General features: G+C 66.4%; 21 protein-coding genes. 9 read left to right on the forward strand and 12 right to left on the reverse strand.

What is annotated here, in order from left to right:
* Positions 1–30 precede the first annotated feature (30 nt).
* Entirely contained in the window at positions 31–1,428 is a 1,398-nt protein-coding gene (locus tag ASF31_RS11145) for an OprO/OprP family phosphate-selective porin (protein WP_055754726.1), read from the reverse strand.
* A gap of 135 nt (positions 1,429–1,563) precedes the next feature.
* Positions 1,564–2,925 carry a dicarboxylate/amino acid:cation symporter gene (locus ASF31_RS11150; RefSeq protein ID WP_055754727.1) on the reverse strand — a complete coding sequence of 454 codons (1,362 nt, stop codon included), beginning with the start codon at positions 2,923–2,925 and terminating at the stop codon, positions 1,564–1,566.
* Positions 2,926–3,130: 205 nt separating this feature from the next.
* Between ASF31_RS11150 and ASF31_RS11155 the strand changes: the two genes are divergently transcribed.
* Together ASF31_RS11155 and ASF31_RS11160 are read left to right on the forward strand one after the other, a co-directional pair.
* Entirely contained in the window at positions 3,131–4,939 is a 1,809-nt protein-coding gene (locus ASF31_RS11155) for an ATP-binding protein (protein WP_082465127.1), read from the forward strand.
* Positions 4,936–6,270, forward strand: a complete 1,335-nt coding sequence (locus tag ASF31_RS11160; protein WP_055754728.1) for a sigma-54 dependent transcriptional regulator — start codon at positions 4,936–4,938, stop codon at positions 6,268–6,270. The genes ASF31_RS11155 and ASF31_RS11160 overlap by 4 nt, the downstream gene beginning before the upstream one ends.
* Before the next feature lie 13 nt (positions 6,271–6,283).
* Here ASF31_RS11160 and ASF31_RS11165 read toward each other — a convergent pair whose 3' ends face one another.
* The 3 genes from ASF31_RS11165 to ASF31_RS11175 all read right to left on the reverse strand — a co-directional run bounded on the left by ASF31_RS11165 (position 6,284) and on the right by ASF31_RS11175 (position 8,695).
* Positions 6,284–6,625, reverse strand: coding sequence for a VOC family protein (locus tag ASF31_RS11165; RefSeq protein ID WP_055754729.1), 342 nt, complete (start codon positions 6,623–6,625; stop codon positions 6,284–6,286).
* A 228-nt stretch (positions 6,626–6,853) separates the two neighbouring features.
* Positions 6,854–7,939 carry a chorismate synthase gene (gene aroC / locus ASF31_RS11170; RefSeq protein WP_055754730.1) on the reverse strand — a complete coding sequence of 362 codons (1,086 nt, stop codon included), beginning with the start codon at positions 7,937–7,939 and terminating at the stop codon, positions 6,854–6,856.
* A gap of 9 nt (positions 7,940–7,948) precedes the next feature.
* Entirely contained in the window at positions 7,949–8,695 is a 747-nt protein-coding gene (locus tag ASF31_RS11175; RefSeq protein WP_055754731.1) for a DnaJ C-terminal domain-containing protein, read from the reverse strand.
* Between the two features lie 110 nt (positions 8,696–8,805).
* On the opposite strand from ASF31_RS11175, the gene pdxH reads away from it, so the two are divergent.
* Positions 8,806–9,480, forward strand: coding sequence for a pyridoxamine 5'-phosphate oxidase (gene pdxH / locus ASF31_RS11180; protein ID WP_055754909.1), 675 nt, complete (start codon positions 8,806–8,808; stop codon positions 9,478–9,480).
* Positions 9,481–9,487: 7 nt separating this feature from the next.
* Here the strand turns inward: pdxH and queA are convergent, their stop codons facing one another.
* Together queA and ASF31_RS11190 are read right to left on the reverse strand one after the other, a co-directional pair.
* Positions 9,488–10,573, reverse strand: a complete 1,086-nt coding sequence (gene queA, locus ASF31_RS11185) for a tRNA preQ1(34) S-adenosylmethionine ribosyltransferase-isomerase QueA (protein ID WP_055754910.1) — start codon at positions 10,571–10,573, stop codon at positions 9,488–9,490.
* A 345-nt stretch (positions 10,574–10,918) separates the two neighbouring features.
* Positions 10,919–12,205, reverse strand: coding sequence for a D-amino acid dehydrogenase (locus tag ASF31_RS11190; protein WP_055754732.1), 1,287 nt, complete (start codon positions 12,203–12,205; stop codon positions 10,919–10,921).
* Between the two features lie 135 nt (positions 12,206–12,340).
* Here ASF31_RS11190 and ASF31_RS11195 point away from each other — a divergent pair, with 135 nt between their 5' ends.
* The 6 genes from ASF31_RS11195 (at position 12,341) to ASF31_RS11220 (ending at position 16,439) form a co-directional block, all read left to right on the forward strand.
* Positions 12,341–12,790, forward strand: a complete 450-nt coding sequence (locus tag ASF31_RS11195) for an Lrp/AsnC family transcriptional regulator (RefSeq protein WP_039246401.1) — start codon at positions 12,341–12,343, stop codon at positions 12,788–12,790.
* 101 nt (positions 12,791–12,891) lie between these two features.
* Positions 12,892–13,308, forward strand: a complete 417-nt coding sequence (locus ASF31_RS11200) for a hypothetical protein (protein ID WP_235551320.1) — start codon at positions 12,892–12,894, stop codon at positions 13,306–13,308.
* A 61-nt stretch (positions 13,309–13,369) separates the two neighbouring features.
* Positions 13,370–13,714 carry a RidA family protein gene (locus ASF31_RS11205; protein ID WP_055754734.1) on the forward strand — a complete coding sequence of 115 codons (345 nt, stop codon included), beginning with the start codon at positions 13,370–13,372 and terminating at the stop codon, positions 13,712–13,714.
* A 41-nt stretch (positions 13,715–13,755) separates the two neighbouring features.
* Positions 13,756–15,438 carry a lysine--tRNA ligase gene (locus ASF31_RS11210; protein ID WP_055754735.1) on the forward strand — a complete coding sequence of 561 codons (1,683 nt, stop codon included), beginning with the start codon at positions 13,756–13,758 and terminating at the stop codon, positions 15,436–15,438.
* 60 nt (positions 15,439–15,498) lie between these two features.
* Positions 15,499–15,888 (forward strand): hypothetical protein, encoded by a 390-nt coding sequence (locus ASF31_RS11215; RefSeq protein WP_055754736.1) that lies wholly within the window; start codon positions 15,499–15,501, stop codon positions 15,886–15,888.
* 77 nt (positions 15,889–15,965) lie between these two features.
* A complete protein-coding gene (locus ASF31_RS11220; protein WP_055754737.1) occupies positions 15,966–16,439 on the forward strand; it encodes an SH3 domain-containing protein in 474 nt (157 codons plus the stop codon).
* Positions 16,440–16,500: 61 nt separating this feature from the next.
* On the opposite strand, the gene ASF31_RS11225 is transcribed toward ASF31_RS11220, so the two are convergent.
* The 5 genes from ASF31_RS11225 to ASF31_RS11245 all read right to left on the reverse strand — a co-directional run bounded on the left by ASF31_RS11225 (position 16,501) and on the right by ASF31_RS11245 (position 19,133).
* Positions 16,501–17,136, reverse strand: coding sequence for a helix-turn-helix transcriptional regulator (locus ASF31_RS11225; RefSeq protein ID WP_055754738.1), 636 nt, complete (start codon positions 17,134–17,136; stop codon positions 16,501–16,503).
* 42 nt (positions 17,137–17,178) lie between these two features.
* A complete protein-coding gene (locus ASF31_RS11230; RefSeq protein WP_055754739.1) occupies positions 17,179–17,622 on the reverse strand; it encodes a hypothetical protein in 444 nt (147 codons plus the stop codon).
* A 91-nt stretch (positions 17,623–17,713) separates the two neighbouring features.
* A complete protein-coding gene (locus ASF31_RS11235) occupies positions 17,714–18,064 on the reverse strand; it encodes a hypothetical protein (protein ID WP_055754740.1) in 351 nt (116 codons plus the stop codon).
* Between the two features lie 176 nt (positions 18,065–18,240).
* Entirely contained in the window at positions 18,241–18,636 is a 396-nt protein-coding gene (locus tag ASF31_RS11240) for a PaaI family thioesterase (protein WP_055754741.1), read from the reverse strand.
* Positions 18,633–19,133 (reverse strand): PaaI family thioesterase, encoded by a 501-nt coding sequence (locus ASF31_RS11245; RefSeq protein WP_235551321.1) that lies wholly within the window; start codon positions 19,131–19,133, stop codon positions 18,633–18,635. The genes ASF31_RS11240 and ASF31_RS11245 overlap by 4 nt, the downstream gene beginning before the upstream one ends.
* Positions 19,134–19,148: the final 15 nt, after the last annotated feature.

The raw sequence follows: 19,148 nt of genomic DNA on the forward strand, positions 1-19,148 counted from the left end.
CGGAGCGGCGAACGGCTCCGGCCTAAGGGACTAGAAGGCGGTCTGGACGCGCACGGTCGCGGTGTTCCCGTTGTCCTCGCCGGTGAAGGTTCCGGTGCGGTTGTCGACCGACCAGGCGCTCCAGTGCGCCGACACGCGGGTGTTATTGGTGGGATACCAGTTGACGCCCAGCAGCCAGGTGTCGCCCTCTCCGCCGGTCAGGCTGTCGGTGAAGTCGGCGGTGTCGTAACGACCCACGATCTCGACCGCGCCATAGCCGTCGGCGCCCAGCGGGTTCAGCACCTTGGGACGCGTCCAGGTGCCGGTGCGCGCGGACAGCGGCGGGGTTTCGCCCGTCAGAAACAGACCGGCCGACAGGCTGTAGGCGTCCTGGTCGAAGTCGCGCGCGGCGGTTCGAACCACGCGCTTGCCGCCCTCGGCCATGGCCCAGAAGGACCGATGCACGCCGCCGAACTCCAGCCCCAGGCCCGAGCTGGACTTGGGATTGGCGTAGGCGCCCGACGACAGGCGCAGATTGTCATTGCCGCGCGACGAAACCACCAAATTGCGCGAAGACAGGGTCGTGACGGGCGTCAGATCCTCGACGAAGCCCCAGCCGCCCAGATGCAGGAAACCGGCCTCGGTCTTGAAGGCCGACCAGTGGGTGCGGCCCATCACGGCGACTGTGTCGCTGGTCGTGCCGTCGCTGATGGCGTCGCCGGTCACCGAAAGTGACGCGTGCCAGACGCTGCCCGTCAGCTTGCCCATGACACCGACCCCGTAAGAGCCGCGCTCGGGACCGATGGTGGAGACCATCAGGCTGCGTTCTAGGAAGGGCGTCTGATCTTCGGCCGTGCCGCCTTCGACGCCGCGGTCGTTCAGGCGCTGACCGGCGGAAATCTCAAGGTCGCGCCCGCCCAGCTTGCGGCTGTAGGCGATGAAGGCGTTGGCGACGCTGACCGAATTGTCGGCGATATCGCCTTCGATCCAGTAGCTGAAGCCGCCGGCGATCTTGCCCTGGCCGCCCAGGCGCAGGCCGCGCAGTTCGGTCGTGGTCAGGTCGCGGTTGGGATAGTCTGAACCGAAGGTCGTCGACAGGTCTGCGGTCACCCGAATGCGCGGCTTGAAGGTGAAGGCGCCGTCGGGGCTGCGCCATTCCGGCAGGCCCGTGGCCCAGTCGACGGGCGCGGGCGTGGCCGGAGCGGGCGCAGCGGCGGTCTGGACGGGACGCGGCGCCGCGACAGGTGCGGGGGTTCCAGCGACGGCGGTCGGCGTGGCGACCGCAGCGGTGCGCGATTGGGCTTCCAGTTGTTCCAGTCGGGCCGACAGCGCCTGCACCTGTGCACGCAGGGCGGCGATTTCATCGGCGGACGGCGCCGCTTGGGCGAAGGCGGAGGTGGCGAGCGCGGCCAGGCCGACGCCGGCTGCGAGCGAGCGATAGATGGTCATGGAGATTACCGTAAGGGAAGATCGTTAAGGAGCGCCCAAATCGCGGTAAGGAGAACTGCGTAGCTTTGGGGTTTTGCGCGTCCGGATAAGGAACAGGCGCCGTGCGGATCGCGACGGCGCCTGTAGGAAGTCGGGTCAGTCGGCGGTGACCAGGGCCTTGTCGCCTGGACCGGCCGCCGGGTCGGGCAGGGCCGCCAACGGACGGGGTTCGCCATCCAGCGCGGCCTTCAGCGCATCGCGATCCAGTTCGCCTTCCCAACGGGCGACGACGATGGTGGCCACAGCGTTGCCGATGAAGTTGGTCAGGGCGCGGCACTCGCTCATGAAGCGGTCGATGCCCAGGATCAGCGCCATGCCCGCGACCGGCACAGCCGGGACGACCGACAGGGTGGCGGCAAGGGTGATGAAGCCCGCGCCGGTGATGCCCGCTGCGCCCTTGGAACTCAGCATGGCGACCAGCAGCAGCACGATCTGGTCCTGCAGGCTCAGGTCGATGTTCAGCGCCTGGGCGATGAACAGGGCGGCCATCGTCATGTAGATATTGGTGCCGTCCAGATTGAACGAATAGCCGGTGGGCACGACCAGACCAACCACGGACTTGGCCGCGCCGGCGCGTTCCATCTTCTGGAGCAGGCTGGGCAGGGCGGCTTCGGACGACGAGGTGCCCAGCACCAGCAGCAGTTCTTCCTTCAAGTAGCGGATCAGCTTGAGGATGTTGAAGCCGTTGGCCCAGGCGACCAGGCCCAGAACCCCGACCACGAAGATCGCGGCGGTGATGTAGAAGGTGGCGACCAGGGCGGCCAGATTGGCGATCGAACCGATGCCGTATTTGCCGATGGTGAAGGCGAAGGCCCCGAAGGCGCCGATGGGCGCGGCCTTCATCAGGATGGCGACCAGTTTGAAGAAGGCGACGCTGATCGATTCCAGGAAGTTCAGCACCGGCTTGCCCACATCGCCGACCATGGCGAGCGCCAGTCCGAACAGGACCGAGACGAACAGCACCTGCAGGATGTTGCCCTCGGAGAAGGCGCTGACGAAGGTGTCGGGAATGATGCCGGTCAGGAAGCCGACGATGGTCGTCTCATGCGCCTGATCGGAATATTTGGTGACAGCGCTCGCATCCAGGCTGGCGGGGTCGATGTTCAGGCCGTGGCCCGGCTGGACCAGATTGGCCACGATCATGCCGATGATCAGGGCCAGGGTCGAGAAGGTCAGGAAATAGGCGAAGGCCTTGGCGGCGACGCGACCGACCCGGCCGATGTCGCGCATCCCGGCGATGCCGGTGACGATAGTCAGGAAGATCACCGGCGCGATGATCATCTTCACCAGCTTGATGAAGGCGTCGCCCAGCGGCTTCAGGCTCTCGCCGAACGACGGCCAGAAATGCCCGATCAGGCCGCCGGCGAGGATGGCGAGCAGAACCTGGAAATAGAGATGCCGGTAAAAGGGCTTGCGCTTGGCGCTGCCGTCGTCGGCGATCGTCGGTGTGATAATCATGGTGACCTCCCAATCGTCCTCTCGGGGACGTTCAGCGATCAGGATGCGGCCGTGCTGTAACAGGCCAAAACCGAAAATGTAGGGTCGGGTTGGGGCAAAAAACGCACAATTAACAATGTGTTGTCGTTTTCGAAGCTGAGACACTTGTGCTGAAAACGAAACCGGCACACGTTGAGTTGTGTCGAAATCAGCACAAGATCAGTCCGTGACCGGTCCACCCGCCAGACGTGAGTTTCTGGGCGTCGCCGGCATCGGCGTCTTCGTCGTCGCCGGATTGCTGATCCTGATCGCCATCATCGTCGCGGGCGATCTTGCGCGAAAAAGTGCGGCGCAGGACATCGTTCGTCAGGCCGAGGCCACCCTGCTTCTCGATCAGGCCCTCCTGTCCAGCGAGCTGGACCGGCATCGCGCCACGCCCGTGGTTCTGGCCAGCGAAGACATCATTCTGGAGGCGCTGCGCGATCCCGCGCCCGCCACGCTGGCCAGGGTCAATGCCCGTCTGGACATGCTGGCGGTCCAGACCGGCGCAGCGGCCATCTATCTGCTGGACAGCCAAGGCAGGGCCATTGCGGCGAACAACTATCGCACCCCGGTCAGTTTCGTCGGCGACGACTATGCCTACCGTCCCTATTTCAAGACGGCGATGCGGGCAGGATCCGACGAGTATTTCGCCTTTGGATCGCGAAGCGGCCGGCCCGGCCTCTATCTGTCGCGGCGTGTCGGCGTCGGTCGCGAGGCCGACGGCGTGATCGTGGTCAAGATCGAGTTCGACACGGTCGAGGCCGCCTGGCGACGGCAGGCGGAACAGGCTCTGGTGACGAACCGGGACGGCGTGATCGTGCTGAGTTCCGACCCCGCGCGACGCTTTAGAACGCTTGAGACGCTGGACGGCGAGAGAGCGAAGGCTTTGCGTGACAGCCGACAGTTCGGCGACGCGCCGCTGACGCCGCTCACGCCCGCGATCACGCCGGTGGACGACGGTCGGGTGCAGGTGGGCGGCGAGATCTTCGTTCCATTGCGTCGCGCCTTGCCGGTGGAGGACTGGACCCTGTTGCTCCTGGTCCCCGTCGCCGACGCCGACCGTGCGGCGGGCCCTGTGCGCTGGGCGGCGGGCCTGGCGGGCGCGCTTTTGATGGTCGTACTGGCCTGGGTCTGGCGGGCGCATCTGCGTCGGCTGGACGGCCAGCGTCAGCAGGCCGAGGTCCGGCGCGAGCTTGAGCTTCGCGTCGACGAACGCACCACGGCGCTGACGGCGGCGAACGTGAAGCTGAGAAACCAGATCGAGGATCGCAAACGCACCGAGGCGCGCCTGCGAACCCTGCAGGCCGATCTGGTTCAGGCCAACCGTCTGGCGCATCTGGGCCAGATCGTCGCCGGCGTCGCCCACGAGATCAATCAACCTGTGGCCGCGATCCGCGCCAACGCCGACAACGCCCTGACCCTGCTGTCGCGCGAACAGCCGGACGAGGCGCAGGCCAAGCTGACGCGCATTCAGGGACTGACCGAGCGGATCGGCGCCATCGTCGAGGATTTGCGCGGCTTTGCGCGCAAGACCCCGCCGCGCACCACAACCGTCGTGGTCGACGAAGCGGTCGAGGGCGCCCTGTTGCTGGTCAGCAGCCGGATGCGTGAAGACGGCGTGGCGGTCGAACGGACCGGCGAGGCGCGGGTGTCGGCTCAGGCGGACCGCGTTCGGCTGGAACAGGTGCTGGTCAACCTTTTGCAGAACGCCTTTGAAGCCTTGGGCGATCAGGCCGATGCGCGGATCGGCCTGGACGTCTCGACCACCGACGATCTGGTCGTCATCGCCGTGACCGACAACGGACCCGGCCTGTCCAAGGCGACGCTGCGGACCCTGTTCACGCCCTTTTCGACCACCAAGCCGAACGGTCTGGGTCTGGGGCTGGTGATCTCGCGCGACATCGTCGAGGCCTTCGGCGGCAGTCTGGTCGTGGCCTCGAACGGCCGTCGCGGCGCGCGTTTCGAGGTTCGGCTCAGAAGGAACCCGGCATGACATCGGACGGCGCCCTGATCCTGGTCGTGGACGATGACGACGACCTGCGCGAGGCCCAGGTCGAGACGCTCGCGCTCGCCGGCTACGCACCGACAGGCGTGAGTTCCGCCGACGAGGCGTTGGCGCGGCTGGAGGCCGCGTCCCCGCATGTCGTTTTGTCCGACATCCGCATGCCTGGGCTGGATGGGCTGGAGTTCCACAAACGCTTGGCGGCCATCGATCCTGAGCTGCCGTTCATTCTGATGACGGGGCATGGCGACATCGACATGGCCGTCGCCGCCCTTCATCGCGGCGTGTTCGACTTCCTGCCAAAGCCCTTCGGCGCCGATCGCCTGTTGCCCGTCATCCAGCGCGCGGCGCGCCAGCGACGGCTGGTGTTGGAAAACCGCCGCCTGACACAGCTCGTCGAAAACGCCGAGGCGGAGGAGGCGCGCAGCGGCCTGATCGGCCAGGCACCGGCCATCGTGCGGCTGCGCGAGACGATCGCCCAGGTCGCCCGCGCGGGCGTGGATGTGCTGATCCAAGGCGAGAACGGCGTCGGCAAAGAGACCGCCGCGCGCGGTCTGCACCGCTCCAGCGCCCGGCGCGCTCGGCCCTTCGTCGTCGTCAACTGCGCCGCCCTGCCGGAGGATGTGCTCGACGCCGAACTGTTCGGCCGCTCGCCGACGTTGGGTTACGGGCGCCGGATCGGCGGTCGCGTGCGCGAGGCCGACGGCGGCACCCTGTTGCTGGAAGAGGTCGAGGCGCTGTCGCCGGCGCTTCAGATCAAGCTGCTGAAGCTGATGGAGACCGGACAGATCTCGGGAGAGGACGACCAGGCCTTCAGCCTGCGCTTCCTGACGACGACGCGGATCGATCTGGACGCCGCGGCGGCCCGCGGCGCCTTTCGGTCGGACCTCTACTATCGTCTAAGCGTGGTCACCCTGACCCTGCCCAGCCTGCGGGATCGGCGCGAGGATATACCGCTGCTGTTCCGTCATCTGGTGTCGCAGGCGGCCGGGCGACAGAAGAAGACCCCGCCGCCGATCGACGATGCGACCGACGCCCATCTGATGATGCGCGACTGGCCCGGCAATGTCCGCGAGCTGGCCCAGGCCGCCGAGCGCTTCGTCATCGGCCTCGACCGAAACGGCGGCGCGACCGGCGTCGCGGATGGCAGCCTGAGCGAGCGCGTCGAGGCGTTCGAAGCCCGCGTGCTGGACGAGGCGCTAAAGGCCGCCAAGGGCGATGTCCGCGCCGTGATGGCCCGGCTCGACCTTCCCCGAAAGACCTTCTACGCCAAGGTCAAACGCCACGGCATCGTCCTTGATGACTACCGCCGGGGCGATTGACGGGCTGAGCGGCTCAGCCCTCGGACCAGACCGCCATTTCGGTGCCGGCCGGATCGGCGAAGTGGAAGCGGCGACCGCCGGGGAAGCTGTAGATCGGTTTCACGATCCGGCCGCCGGCCGCCTCGACCTTGGCCAGCATGGCTTCCAGGTCGTGGGCGTACAGAATGGGAAGAGGGGTCTTGGTCTGATCGGCCTGATCGGCGTCAAACCCGCCGTCCAAACCCTGATCGAAGGCCGCATAGGATGGGCCGTAATCCACGAAGGTCCAGCCGAACGCCTGGCTATAGAACTCCTTGGTGGCGGGCAGGTTGGCGGCGGGCAGTTCGAGGTAGTCCAGCTTTCCGTCTTCACGCACGGTTGATCTCCTGAGAATGGGCGCCACCGGCCCCTTGTCTTGCACGCGCCCTCGACATGCGCAAACCTGCAAACGGTTCGCAGTTGCAGGAATCGAGCGATGATCGTGATGACGACAGGCCTGTCGGCCCTGATGGCCTTGATGCGGTGCGAGGCGCGTCCGGTCGAGCCGCCGCCGAGGCGCGACACCGATCGTGGAAACCCGCGTCCGGCCCGACGAAGGTCTTGATCATCCGACTTGGGCGCGATGCCTCAGATAGGCGTCGGCCAGCACGCAGGCGGCCATGGCCTCGACCACCGGTACGGCGCGCAGGGCGACGCATGGGTCGTGACGACCCTTGGTGCGCAGGTCCGTCTCTTCGCCGTCGCGGGTGATCGTCTGGCGCAGGGTCAGGATGGACGAGGTCGGCTTGAACGCCACCCGCGCGGTCACCGGCTGGCCCGTCGAAATCCCACCCAGCACCCCGCCCGCCTTGTTCGACAGGAATACCGGCTGCTTGTTCAGGTCCAGCCGCATCTCGTCGGCGTTCTGTTCGCCGGTCAGTTCGGCGGCCTCGAAGCCGGCGCCGATCTCGACCCCCTTGGCGGCGTTGATCGACATCAGGGCAGCCGCCAGCTCGGAATCCAGCTTGCCGTAGATCGGCGCGCCCCAACCGGCCGGAACGCCCGTGACCTCAAGCGCCACGACAGCGCCGACCGACGACCCGGCCTTGCGAACGCCGTCCAGATAGGCCTCCCACGCAGGCACGACCTCGGCCGAGGCTGCGAACAGCGGATTGCCGGATACGGCGTCGAAATCGACCTGATCCGGTGCGATCCGGTGCGGGCCGATCTGCACCACGCCGGCGCGAATTTTGACCCCGTCGCCCAGCACCTTGCGCGCCACGGCCCCGGCCGCCACGCGGCTGGCGGTCTCGCGCGCCGAGGACCGTCCACCGCCCCGGTGATCGCGCACGCCATATTTGGCCTGATAGGCGTAGTCGGCGTGGCCCGGCCGATAGGCGCGGGCGATCTCGCCATAGTCCTTGGACCGCTGGTCCTCGTTCTCGATCATGATCGAGATCGGCGTGCCGGTGGTCACCGGGCCCTCGCCGTCGTCGAAGACGCCCGACAGGATGCGCGCCGTGTCGCTTTCCTTGCGTTGGGTGACAAAGCGGCTGCCGCCCGGCTTCCTCTGGTCCAGCCAGGGCTGAAGGTCCGCCTCGGTCAGCGGTATCATCGGCGGGCATCCATCAACGACGCAGCCGATCGCCGGCCCGTGGCTCTCGCCCCAGGTGGTCACGCGAAACAGATGGCCGAAGGTGTTGTGCGACATGGCCCCGACTTAGGCCGCCAGACGCTCCTGCGTCCAGACCCGCGTGAAGCGCACCAGTAGGTCCTCTGCTGCCGAGGGAGCATCGGACGACGGCTCCAGCGTCACGAACAGATGCCCAGCCGGCCGCGATCCGCGCGCGGGCAGGCCCAGATCCTTCAACCGCACCCGCACCGGCGCAGCCATGTCGGCGGTAATCCAGGCCGAGCGCGTGCCGACAGGGGTCTCGATCTCCACCCGCCCGCCGTCGGCCATCAGGCGACGCTCGACGGCCCAGGTCATGAACAGGTCGTCGCCGACGACCGACAGGCCATCCTCGGGCCGGATCAGCACCGACAGATAGAGGTCGCTCCCGTCCGCCGCCCCGCGCCTGAGCCGTAGATGATCGCCGCTGCGCAGGCCCTTTGGCGCCGTGACCCGCACCGTGCGCGCGCCCAGCCGGACTTCGACCTGACCCCCGGCCAGGGCCTGCATCGGCGACAGCACCAGAACCGGCGCCGGCGCCGGTCGCGCGGCGGGCGCGGACAGGGCGGGGCGGGGGGGCTGGTGCGCCTGGATCAGCCGATAGGCCGCGATCACGCGCCGGAACCGCTCGGCGTCCCCGCCGGCCTGATCCGGCCGCTCCGCCTTCACCGCCTTTCGGAAGGCGGCCTTCAGCGTCGACGCATCGACATCGCCGCGCACATCCGTTTCCAGGCCCAGGATCGAGAGGGCCTCGCGGACGCCGGACACATCTGAAATCGAAACAGGCGCGTTCATGCCGTCACCGTTCGCGCATCAGGGTCAATGGGCGGTTAACCCTGACGGTGACACGCCCGTTTTTGACCTCGATCATTCCCAGCCGCGCCTGCACCGACTACATCACTCGCATGACCGCATCCGTGATCCCGCCCAGCCCGTCGCGTGAAGAATACGCCCGCGACTATGCCGCCGCCCTGGCCGCCAACGGCGACGAGACCATCTTCGATCGCCCCGAACCCATCGGCCTGTTCGTCGAATGGCTGGCGGACGCGAGGGCGCACGAGCCGAACGATCCCAACGCCATGACCCTGTCGACTGTCGACGCCGACGGCCTGCCGGATGCGCGGATCGTTCTGCTGAAGGATGTCGATGCGCGAGGCTTCACCTTCTATTCGAACAGCGAGAGCGCCAAGGGCGTCGAACTGGCCGGTTGCGCGGCCGCCGCCCTGACCTTCCACTGGAAATCCCTGCGCCGCCAGGTGAGGGTGCGCGGCGCGGTCGAGCCGGTCGCGCCGGCCGAGGCCGACGCCTATTTCGCGAGCCGCGCGCGCGAAAGCCGCATCGGCGCCTGGGCCTCGGACCAGTCCCGCCCCCTGTCGGATCGCACCGTGCTGGAAGAGGCCGTGGGCCGCGAAACCGCGCGTTTCGATGGTCAGGAGGTGCCGCGCCCGTCCCACTGGACCGGTTGGCGCGTCGTGCCGCGCTCGGTCGAGTTCTGGCGCGATCGCCCGTTCCGTCTGCATGACCGACTGCGTTTCGACCGCGACGGCGAGGCCTGGCGCTCAGGCCGCCTCTGGCCCTGACCCGCGATCAGTCGCGGAACAGCAGCGATCCGTCGCCGTAGGAATAGAAGCGATAGCCGTCGGCGACCGCATGGGCATAGGCCGCCTTCATCGTCGCCGTGCCCGCAAAGGCGCTGACCAGCATGAACAGCGTCGATTTCGGCAGGTGGAAGTTGGTCATCAGCACATCGACCGCCCGGAACCGATAGCCCGGCGTGATGAAGATGGCCGTGTCGCCGTGGAACGGTTTGATCTCTCCGTCCTCGGCCGTCGCGCTTTCCAGCAGCCGCAGGGAGGTGGTGCCGACGCAGACGATGCGCCCGCCCTTTCCATGGACCGCGTTCAGGGCGGCGGCGGTTTCAGGCGACACTTCGCCCCATTCGCTGTGCATCTTGTGGTCGGCCAGGTCGTCGGCCTTGACCGGCAGGAAGGTGCCGGCCCCGACATGCAGCGTCACCGCATGGGTCGAGACGCCCTTGGCTCGAATGGCGTCCAGCAGGGCCGGGGTGAAATGCAGCCCCGCCGTCGGCGCCGCAACCGACCCGTCATGCTCGGCGAACACGGTCTGATAGTCTGACCGGTCACGGTCGTCCTCGGGCCGTTTGGCGGCGATATAGGGCGGCAGGGGCATGAGGCCGACATCGCGGATCGCATCGTCCAGCGCCGGTCCCGCGAGGTCGAAGGTCAGGGTGATCAGGCCGTCTTCCCCCTTGGCCGTCACCGTGGCGTCCAGCCGTCCCAGGTCGCAGGCGGCGTCGCTCGCGTTTCCAAAACGAACCCGATCCCCCGGCTTGATCCGCTTGCCGGGCTTCATGAAGGCGGACCAGACGTCGGGCGCGTCACGGTGGTGCAGCGTCGCCTCCACCTCGACCGTCAGGGTTTCGCCCTCGGCCCCGATCCGCTGACGCACGCCCGACAGACGGGCGGGAATGACCCGCGTATCGTTGAACACCAGGGCGTCGCCCGGCTGCAGGAAGTCCGGCAGATCGCGAATGACCCGATCTTCCAGCGCGCCGCCTTTCACCACCAGCAGCCGTGCGGAATCGCGCGGATCGGCCGGGCGCAACGCAATCCGGTCTTCGGGCAGGTCGAAATCGAAATCGGCGGTCTTCATCGCGCGCTCTATAGGGCGCTCCGACGCGCCGCGCCACGCCGCGACGCCCTGCCAGCGCATCGTCTGCGCCCCGCTGTCTGATTCACAACGGGTTTTCGCGCCCGAACGGCGTCTAACCGATCGCGCCCCGGCCGCGTGCTAGACTGGCCGTGGATCTTTGACAGCGTAAGTTCAGGCGGAAGGGACGGCGAAATCCCGCCTTCGCCTCACCCGGGTGATGGCGTCAGATTAGACGAATTAGACACTTTAGACGGTGAATTCCCGTCCGCGGCCCAAGGCCCCACCGCCGCGCGATTAGACGAATTAGATTCTTTAGACGGTAAAATTCCCCGTTGCCGTCTGATCTCAGCTGTAGCCCGGCGCGAACGCCCCCGCCCAGGCGCCATATCGGTTCAGCGAAAGGTCGCGGGTCTCGATCTCGGGCGCCTTGCCGTCGACCATGTCGGCCAGAACCCGCGCGGAGCCGCAGGCCATGGTCCAGCCCAGGGTGCCGTGGCCGGTGTTCAGATAAAGCCCCGGAACCTTGGTCGCGCCGATCACCGGCGTGCCGTCCGGCGTCATTGGACGAAGGCCCGACCAGTAACTGGCCCCCGCCAGGTCGCCGCCGCCCGGAAACAGGCTGCCGACCGAATGGGCCAGGGTTTCGCGACGCAGCGCGGGCAGGGTGTTGTTGTATCCCGACAGCTCGGCCATGCCGCCCACGCGGATACGGTCGCCCAGGCGCGTGATCGCCACCTTGTAGCTTTCGTCCATGACGGTGGAGACGGGCGCGCGGTCTTCGTTCACGATCTTGGCTGTGATCGAATAGCCCTTCACCGGATAGACCGGCAGATCGAGACCCAGCGGCTTGGCCATCATCGGCGAATAGGAGCCGAGCGCCAGGATCACCAGATCGGCCGTCATGGCGCCCTTGCTGGTCATGACGCCGGTCGCGCGACCGTTCGTCATGGTGATCGACTGGATGTCGGTTCCGGTATGGAAGACCACGCCGCGCTCCGCCGCCAGCTTCGCCAGGGCGTTGGTGAACAGGAAGCAGTCGCCGGTCTCGTCATGCGGCAGACGAAGACCCCCGACGAAATCGACGTCTGAGGCGGCCAGGCCCGGCTCGGCCGCGATACAGCCCGCGCGGTCCAGAACCTCGCACGGCACGCCGGCGGCCTTCAGCACATCGACGTCCTTGTGCACGTCGGCCAGCTGCTTTTCCGTGCGGAACAGCTGCAGCGTGCCCTGCTGGCGACCGTCATAGGCGATGCTGGTCTCGCGGCGCAGCAGGTCGATCTGGTCGCGGCTGTATTCGGCCAGACGCACCATCCGGCTCTTGTTCAGCGCATAGCGGTCGTGGGTGCAGTTGCGCAGCATGGCGACGGTCCAGCGCACCATGGCCATGTCCAGCCGCGGCCGCACGATCAGCGGCGCATGGCGCATCAGCAGCCACTTCATCGCCTTGACCGGGATCGACGGCGCGGCCCAGGGCGCGGAATAGCCCGGCGAAATCTGCGCGGCGTTGGCGAAGCTGGTTTCCAGCGCTGGACCGGCCTGCCGATCCACCACCGTGACCTCATGCCCGGCCTGGCTGAGATACCAGGCGGTGGTGACGCCGATGACGCCCGACCCAAGCACCAGAACCCGCATGTGACGTTCCCAAGCCCACTGTTGTTATTCGCCGCAAGCTAGCGCCGCATGGATCGACGATCCTGCCTGTTTGCGCAACGATTGGTCGCTGATAGAAGTCTGACGCAATAATCTGCGGCTGAATGGCGGAAACTTGTGTCCCTGCTTGATCCCCTCGACCAACGCCTCCTTCAACGGCTCCGCGCCGATGGGCGCATCAGCAATGCGGACCTGGCCTCCGCCGTCGGTCTGTCGCCTTCCGCCTGCCTGCGGCGCGTGCGCCGGCTGGAAGAGCGCGGGGTGATCCGGGGCTATGCCGCCGTCCTGGCCAACGACAGCGACGACGGCGTCGTCGCCTATGTCGAGATCACGCTGGAGAAGCAGACTGACGACCACATGCGCCGGTTCGAGGCGGCCGTCCGCAACCATCCGGAAATCCGCGACTGCTATCTGATGGCGGGCGAGGCCGACTACATCGTCCGCGCCGTCGCGCCCGACATCGCCGCCTATGAGGTGATCCACAAGGACGTCCTGTCGCGTCTGCCGGGCGTGTCGCGCATCCACTCCAGCCTGGCGATCCGCAACGTCTTGGCGGCGCGCGGTTGAAACGGGCTGAACCTTCCGGCCCGGTCGGGTGTTGTGGCGGCATGAAAGCCCTCGACCTCCTCCCGTCCGCCCTCATCGGCGCTGTCGCCAGCGCCCGTTCCATGACCCCGATGGCGGCCCTCGCCACCGCCGAACTGGCGCATAAGCCCTTGCCCGGCCGCGTCTTCCTGCTGAACCGGCCGCTGTTCAAGTTCGGCGCCCTGGCCATGGGTATCGGCGAACTGCTGGGAGACAAGATGAAGACTGCGCCTGATCGCACCGTCTTCCTGGGCCTGCTGGCGCGGGTCATGAGCGCGGGCATCGCCGGCGCCGCCCTGGCCCCTCGCGGCAAGGAGAAGTTGGGCGCAGGCCTGGCGGTCGGCACGGCCGTGCCGCTGGCCTATCTGACCCTTTCGGGGCGCAAGAAGGCCATGGCCCGCATCGGCCAGACCAAGAGCGGCCTGATCGAGGACGCCCTGATCGTCGGCGCCGGCGCATTGGTCGTCGGCCTGACCGTCTCGCGGTTCAACCGCCGCTAGCCGCTCGACAGCCGGGCCCCGGCGGCGATAGGTGAGGGACGTTTTCGAAGGACTTCCGCCCATGATCACCCGCATCCAGCCCGGCGCCCGCATGAGCGAGGCCGTCGTCCACGGCGACACCATCTATCTGTCCGGCCAGGTCGGCGAGCCCGGCGACGGCGTGGCGAAGCAGACCCGAACGGCGCTGGCCGAGATCGAGGCGCTGCTGGCCGAGGCCGGCAGCGACAAGTCCAAGATCCTGATCGCCCAGATCTGGCTGGCCGACATCGCCGACTTCGAGGCGATGAACGGCGTCTGGGACGCCTGGGTCGACACCGCCAACCCGCCGGCCCGCGCCACGGGCGAAAGTCGATTGGCTTCTCCCGACTACAAGGTCGAGATCATCGTAATCGCCGCCAAAGCCTGATCGCGGTTGACCGGGCGGGATGCAGACTGCAAACCGCCGCCATGCTTCAGAACCTCGAAACCCTCGCCCGCGAGGCCAAGTCCTGGCCATTCGAACAAGCCCGCAACCTGCTGGCCCATGTTCTGAAGAAACGGCTGGGCGAGACCGAACGAGCCGAAGCGCGCGCCCTGATCGACGCCGGCAAGGCGGATGAAGCCCTGGCGGCCTTTCCCGCCTTGCAGCGCCCGGTGATCCTGGAGACCGGCTATGGCCCGTCGGGCCTGCCGCACATGGGCACCTTCGGCGAGGTCGCCCGCACCACCATGGTGCGCAACGCCTTTCGCGCCCTGACGGGCGACCACTGGCCCACGCGCCTGATCGCCTTCTCCGACGACATGGACGGCCTGCGCAAGGTGCCGGAGGGCGTCCCGAACCCGGAGATGCTGCGCGAGGACCTGCATCTATCCCTGACGCGGGTGCGCGATCCCTTCGGCACCCACGACAGCTTCGGCGCGCACAACAATGCCCGCCTGCGCGCCTTCCTCGACAGCTTCGGCTTCGACTATGAATTCATGTCATCGACCGAGACCTACAAGTCGGGCCGGTTTGACGCGACGCTGCTGACGCTTCTGGAACGGTTCGACGCGGTCCAGGCCATCATGCTGCCGACGCTGGGCGAGGAGCGCCGCGCCACCTATTCGCCCTTCCTGCCCGTCAGCCCGATCACCGGCCATGTGCTGCAGGTCCCGACCCTGGCGCGCAACGTCGAGAAGGGCACGATTACCTTCGAAGACCCCGCCGGCGAACCGGGCAACCGAACCGAGGTGCCGGTCACGGGCGGCCATGTGAAGCTGCAATGGAAGCCCGACTGGGCCATGCGCTGGGTCGCGCTGGACATCGACTACGAGATGTCGGGCAAGGACCTGATCGAGAGCGTGCGCGAAAGCTCCAAGGTCTGCCGCGCCCTGGGCGGCACCCCGCCCGAAGGTTTCAATTACGAGCTCTTCCTCGACATCGAGGGCAAGAAGATCTCCAAGTCCAAGGGCAACGGCCTGACGATGGACGAGTGGCTGCGCTACGGCACGCCCGAGAGCCTGTCGTGGTACATGTTCCAGTCGCCGAAGTCGGCCAAGAGCCTGCACTTCAACGTCATTCCGCGCGCCATCGACGACTATCTGGCCTTCATCGAGAGCTACAAGACCCAGGAGCCGGCCAAGCGGATCGACAACGCCGTCTGGTCGATCCATGCGGGCGATCCGCCGACCCATACCTCGCCGGTGTCGTTCGCCCTTTTGCTGAACCTGGTCGGCGTGGCCAACGCCTCGACCAAGGACCAGCTGTGGGCCTATTTCGCCAAATACCTGCCCGAGGCGACGCCGCAGAACGAGCCGCTGCTGGATCGGCTGATGGGGTCGGCGCTGAACTATTACGAGGACTTCGTGAAGCCCTCGAAGTCGTATCGCCTACCCGACGACAAGGAGAAGGCGGCGCTGCTGGACCTGGCGGAAAGGCTGAAGGCCCTGCCGGCGGACACGACCGACGGCGAACTGATCCAGAGCGAAGTCTATGCCGTCGGCAAGGCGCATGAGTTCGAGCCGCTGCGGGCGTGGTTCGGCGCGCTCTACGAGGTGCTGCTGGGCGCCAGCCAGGGGCCGCGCTTCGGTTCGTTCGCGGCCATCTACGGCCTGCCGCAGACGATCGCCCTGATCGAAGCGGGCGCAAACGGAGAACTGGCGCAACCTTGACCTTGCGTCAGGGTTGTTGCGTGATGCCCTCCTAAAGGGACGTAGCCGGGGGAGGCGAGGTTGCGTTACGAGATCGACGAGGCGAACAGGGTCCTGATGCTCGACCTGGTTTCGGCCGGGTCAGCCGACCGCGTGCTGAAAGCCACGGTCGATCTGATCACGCAAAGGTCTGAGCTCTGCAGCTGGGACTGGATCGTCGAATGCGAACCCATGACCGACGATGCCACGGTCCAGCATCTGGCGAAGCTGGCTGAGGCCTGGGGGCCGCCGCCGCCGGTCGAGGCGGTGACGGTTTTCGTAACCCACGGCCGCATGCTCCATCTGTGGGCGCGCGTGCTGGACTTCCAGTTCGTGCGCCGCAAACACTTCATCGAACGCGACATCGATATCGCCAGACGATTTGTCGCCCGCCGCCAGTCCGCGCGCATGGCCAAGATGAACGGAAAATAACGGCGAAGCTCCGGGAGCCTTCAGGTTCGCCCGTGCATTCTCTCCTCATCGGCAAACGCGCTGACAGGAGAAGAGTTATGTCGAACAAGATTTTCAAGACCGGTCTGGCCACCGCTGCCGCCTTGGCCGCCATGGTGACCGCCGCCCCGATGTCCGCCCAGGCTCAGGCCAACGGCGTGACAAACTGTGACGCGCCTGGGGGTCGCCAACGTGCGGGCGCCCTGATCGGCGCCGTCGTCGGCGGCGTGGTGGGCTCGAACCTCGCCCGCAACGAGCGCACGGCCGGCACGATCGTCGGTGCGGGCGCCGGCGCCGCCGCCGGTTCCTATATCGGCTGTAACCAGCAACGCGCCCGTGCGGCTTCGGCCTCCAGCGGCTCCCAGTATCGCGCTTCGTCGAACCTGCGCATCCGCAGCGGCCCCGGCACCAACTATCGCCAAGCCGGTACGCTGTCGGCCGGCCAACCCTTCACCGCTATCGGTTCGCAAGGTGAATGGGTCCAGATCGCAGGCGGCGGTTGGGTGAACGCCCACTACGTCACGGCCAACTGAGTTCAGTTCGCCGTTAATCTAAAGCCCCGTCCGGTTCGCCGGGCGGGGTTTTTGCTGCGCGTCACTGGCTGACCCAAAGGATGCGGGCCATCCATTCGATCTCACGCCGGGGCACGATCCTTGGCGGATAGTCGGGATTGATCGAGGCCAGGGTGACGGCGCGGCTGGTCAGGCTGGTGACCTCCTTGGCGACGGTTTCTCCGCTGGTCAGGCGGGCGACCACGCGATCGCCCCGCCGCACCTGCGTCGCTTCCTGATCCACGATGACGCGATCGCCTTCGCGATAGAGGGGCGACATCGAATCGCCAGTGATCTGAAGGCTGAACAGGGTGTCCTTGGCGCGCGGCAGGTCGGTCTGATCCCAACCTTCACCGACCGGCAGGCCAGCATCGTCGAAGAAGCCGTCCTGACCCGCCTTGGCCAGACCCAGCAATGGCACGCTGGTCGGCGCCTCCGGTGCGTCTTCGGCCAACACCGCAAATTCCGACAGCGACAGGCCCGTCGCCTGAAGCACCAGCGTCATGCTCTCCGTCGAGGGCCAGCGTGGACGTGGCGGATCGCCGGGCCCGAAGCGCTTTGACGGATTGAAACTCGTCGCATCCAGACCGGCCCGTCGCGCCAAGCCCGACGGCGTCAGACCCTCACGCCGCGCCAAGGCGTCGACGGCCTTCCAGAGCTTGGCGTGGGATAGCGGCATGGTGTTCCGGCGATCGATTCGCCGCGAGAATACGATTAGATGCTAGGAATTTCTACCTATGTTGAAATTTGCAGCCTTACGGTTTTGCCACGCCCAAAAGGTCCCGACTGTGATGCAACCGATGACGAGATAACCCGTAAAATTCATTACGGTGTAAAGTGACGCTACCAATACTGGTTGCTTCATCAGAAGCATCACATGGGCCATTACAACGACAAGCTGAAGGCCACTGGCCCAAACCGGCCAAGACTGTCGATGCTTCCAAGCGATAGCGATGAAGACAAACAGTAGAGCTAGATCAACTAGAAACATGCCTACGGGCACGCCTACAAAGCCACTGCTTTCTTGCATCATGATCGTCGCGAACCACGCAATCAGGTATGCCCCAGCTCCAAGTTTTTCGGCGGTCCCGCCTTTCAAAAAGGCGAACAGGGCCATCCCGACCATGAATACTGCGCCAACGACGGCGTACAGCATGTTCACCATGTGAAATCGCCCCCGCGCAAAAATGCGTGAAGGCGATAATGACTGAAGTCAGGTCAAACTGAAATGTCGATAAGCCAAGCTTACCGAGAATTCATGCTACGCGGTGCAGATGCGGCGTCGTCAGCGCGGCCTTGGGGTCAAGCCAATCGTCGGGCTTGCCAACCGGGCCAGCGGCGTAGGTACCGAAGCCGAGGCGGCGGTGATCTTTTTGCAGCTCGGCGTGGCAGGCCACGATGGATTCACGGGCGGCCGAGAGGGCGGCGATCGTTTCCATGGCCTTTGCTTGCGACATCGTGCCGGAGACCGGCGACAGCGACAGAGCGGCGCGAGCGCCGATGAAGGATTGAACCAGCGTGGTCGCCTGGGTGATCGCGGCGTCGATCGCGAGTTCGGTGGCATGCAGATCGCCAGCAACGCTGGTGACGACTTCAGTGCGGTCCATGAAAGCCCCTCAAAGACAGGTTTACAAGAACCGTATGGTTATCACGTCTTAACCCTGTTTGGTAGAGCAATCTTTACCATATCGGCAATCGCGCGTTGAAGCGCCGCCGTAAGCACGGCGTTAAAACCCAATGAGAGCAAGAAATCGGCGCGAATCAGCGCGCTAGGGCGCAGTGATCAGTCCTGGTTGTCCAGCAGGAAGTGTGCGGTAAGGGACGCAATAGGCTGTTGACGTTCTTCCTGCCAGGCCTCCGCGTGCACATGGGCGACGCGACGACCCGCCCGGCTGATGCGAGCACGCGCGAAGACGTCGATCGGTCTGCCGGTGCGCAGATAGGCGACCGTCACATTGATCGGGCGGGGCAGTCGCGGACCAGGAAAGCTGAGCGCCACCTGAGCCATCGCCGTCATTTCCAGAAGGGCGGCCGTCGATCCGCCATGCAGGGCGGGCAGCATCGGATTGCCGATCAGCTTGTCGTCGAAGGGCATGATGACGGTGACTTCGTCGCCGCTGACCAGGGTCTGAAGGCCAAGAAAGCGGGCGTAGGGCATGCCGTTCAGGATGTCGGTCATGCCGCCGCTCCTTTTGCATGGGGCGCCCGCTCGCGGGTCTGGTTGAGGATATAGGCGGCTTGCGCTGCGGCGACCGGATCGGCGGGATCGTCCTCGAAGGCCCAGGCGCGCACGAAGGCGATGCTGGGCGTCAGCCGGTAGCATAGGCCTTGGGCCAGCAGGTCCTGACGCGGTCTTGCGGCGCGCATGTAATCGACGCGCAGATCCAGGGTGGCGATGGGCTGGAAGGCGTCCATCGCAGTCCACACAGCCAGGCCGCCGATATGATCAAGCAAGGTCGTCACCAGACCGCCCGCGAAGACGCCGCTGTCGGGATCGCCGACCAGATCCTCACGCCACGGCACGCGGATGCGGGGCTCGCCATCGTGCAGGCCGTCGAAGGTGAAGCCCAGAGCGCCGGTGTGGGCGGCGCCGGCGGCCAGTTGCGGCAGAATGGTGGTCAGGAAACTCTCATGCATCGTGCGGACTGAACCTGTTGCGCCGATTTTCGGGGTCATCCTCTATGGGGCGGC

It is taken from the genome of Brevundimonas sp. Leaf280 (assembly GCF_001422455.1).
In the GTDB taxonomy this organism is placed as follows: domain Bacteria; phylum Pseudomonadota; class Alphaproteobacteria; order Caulobacterales; family Caulobacteraceae; genus Brevundimonas.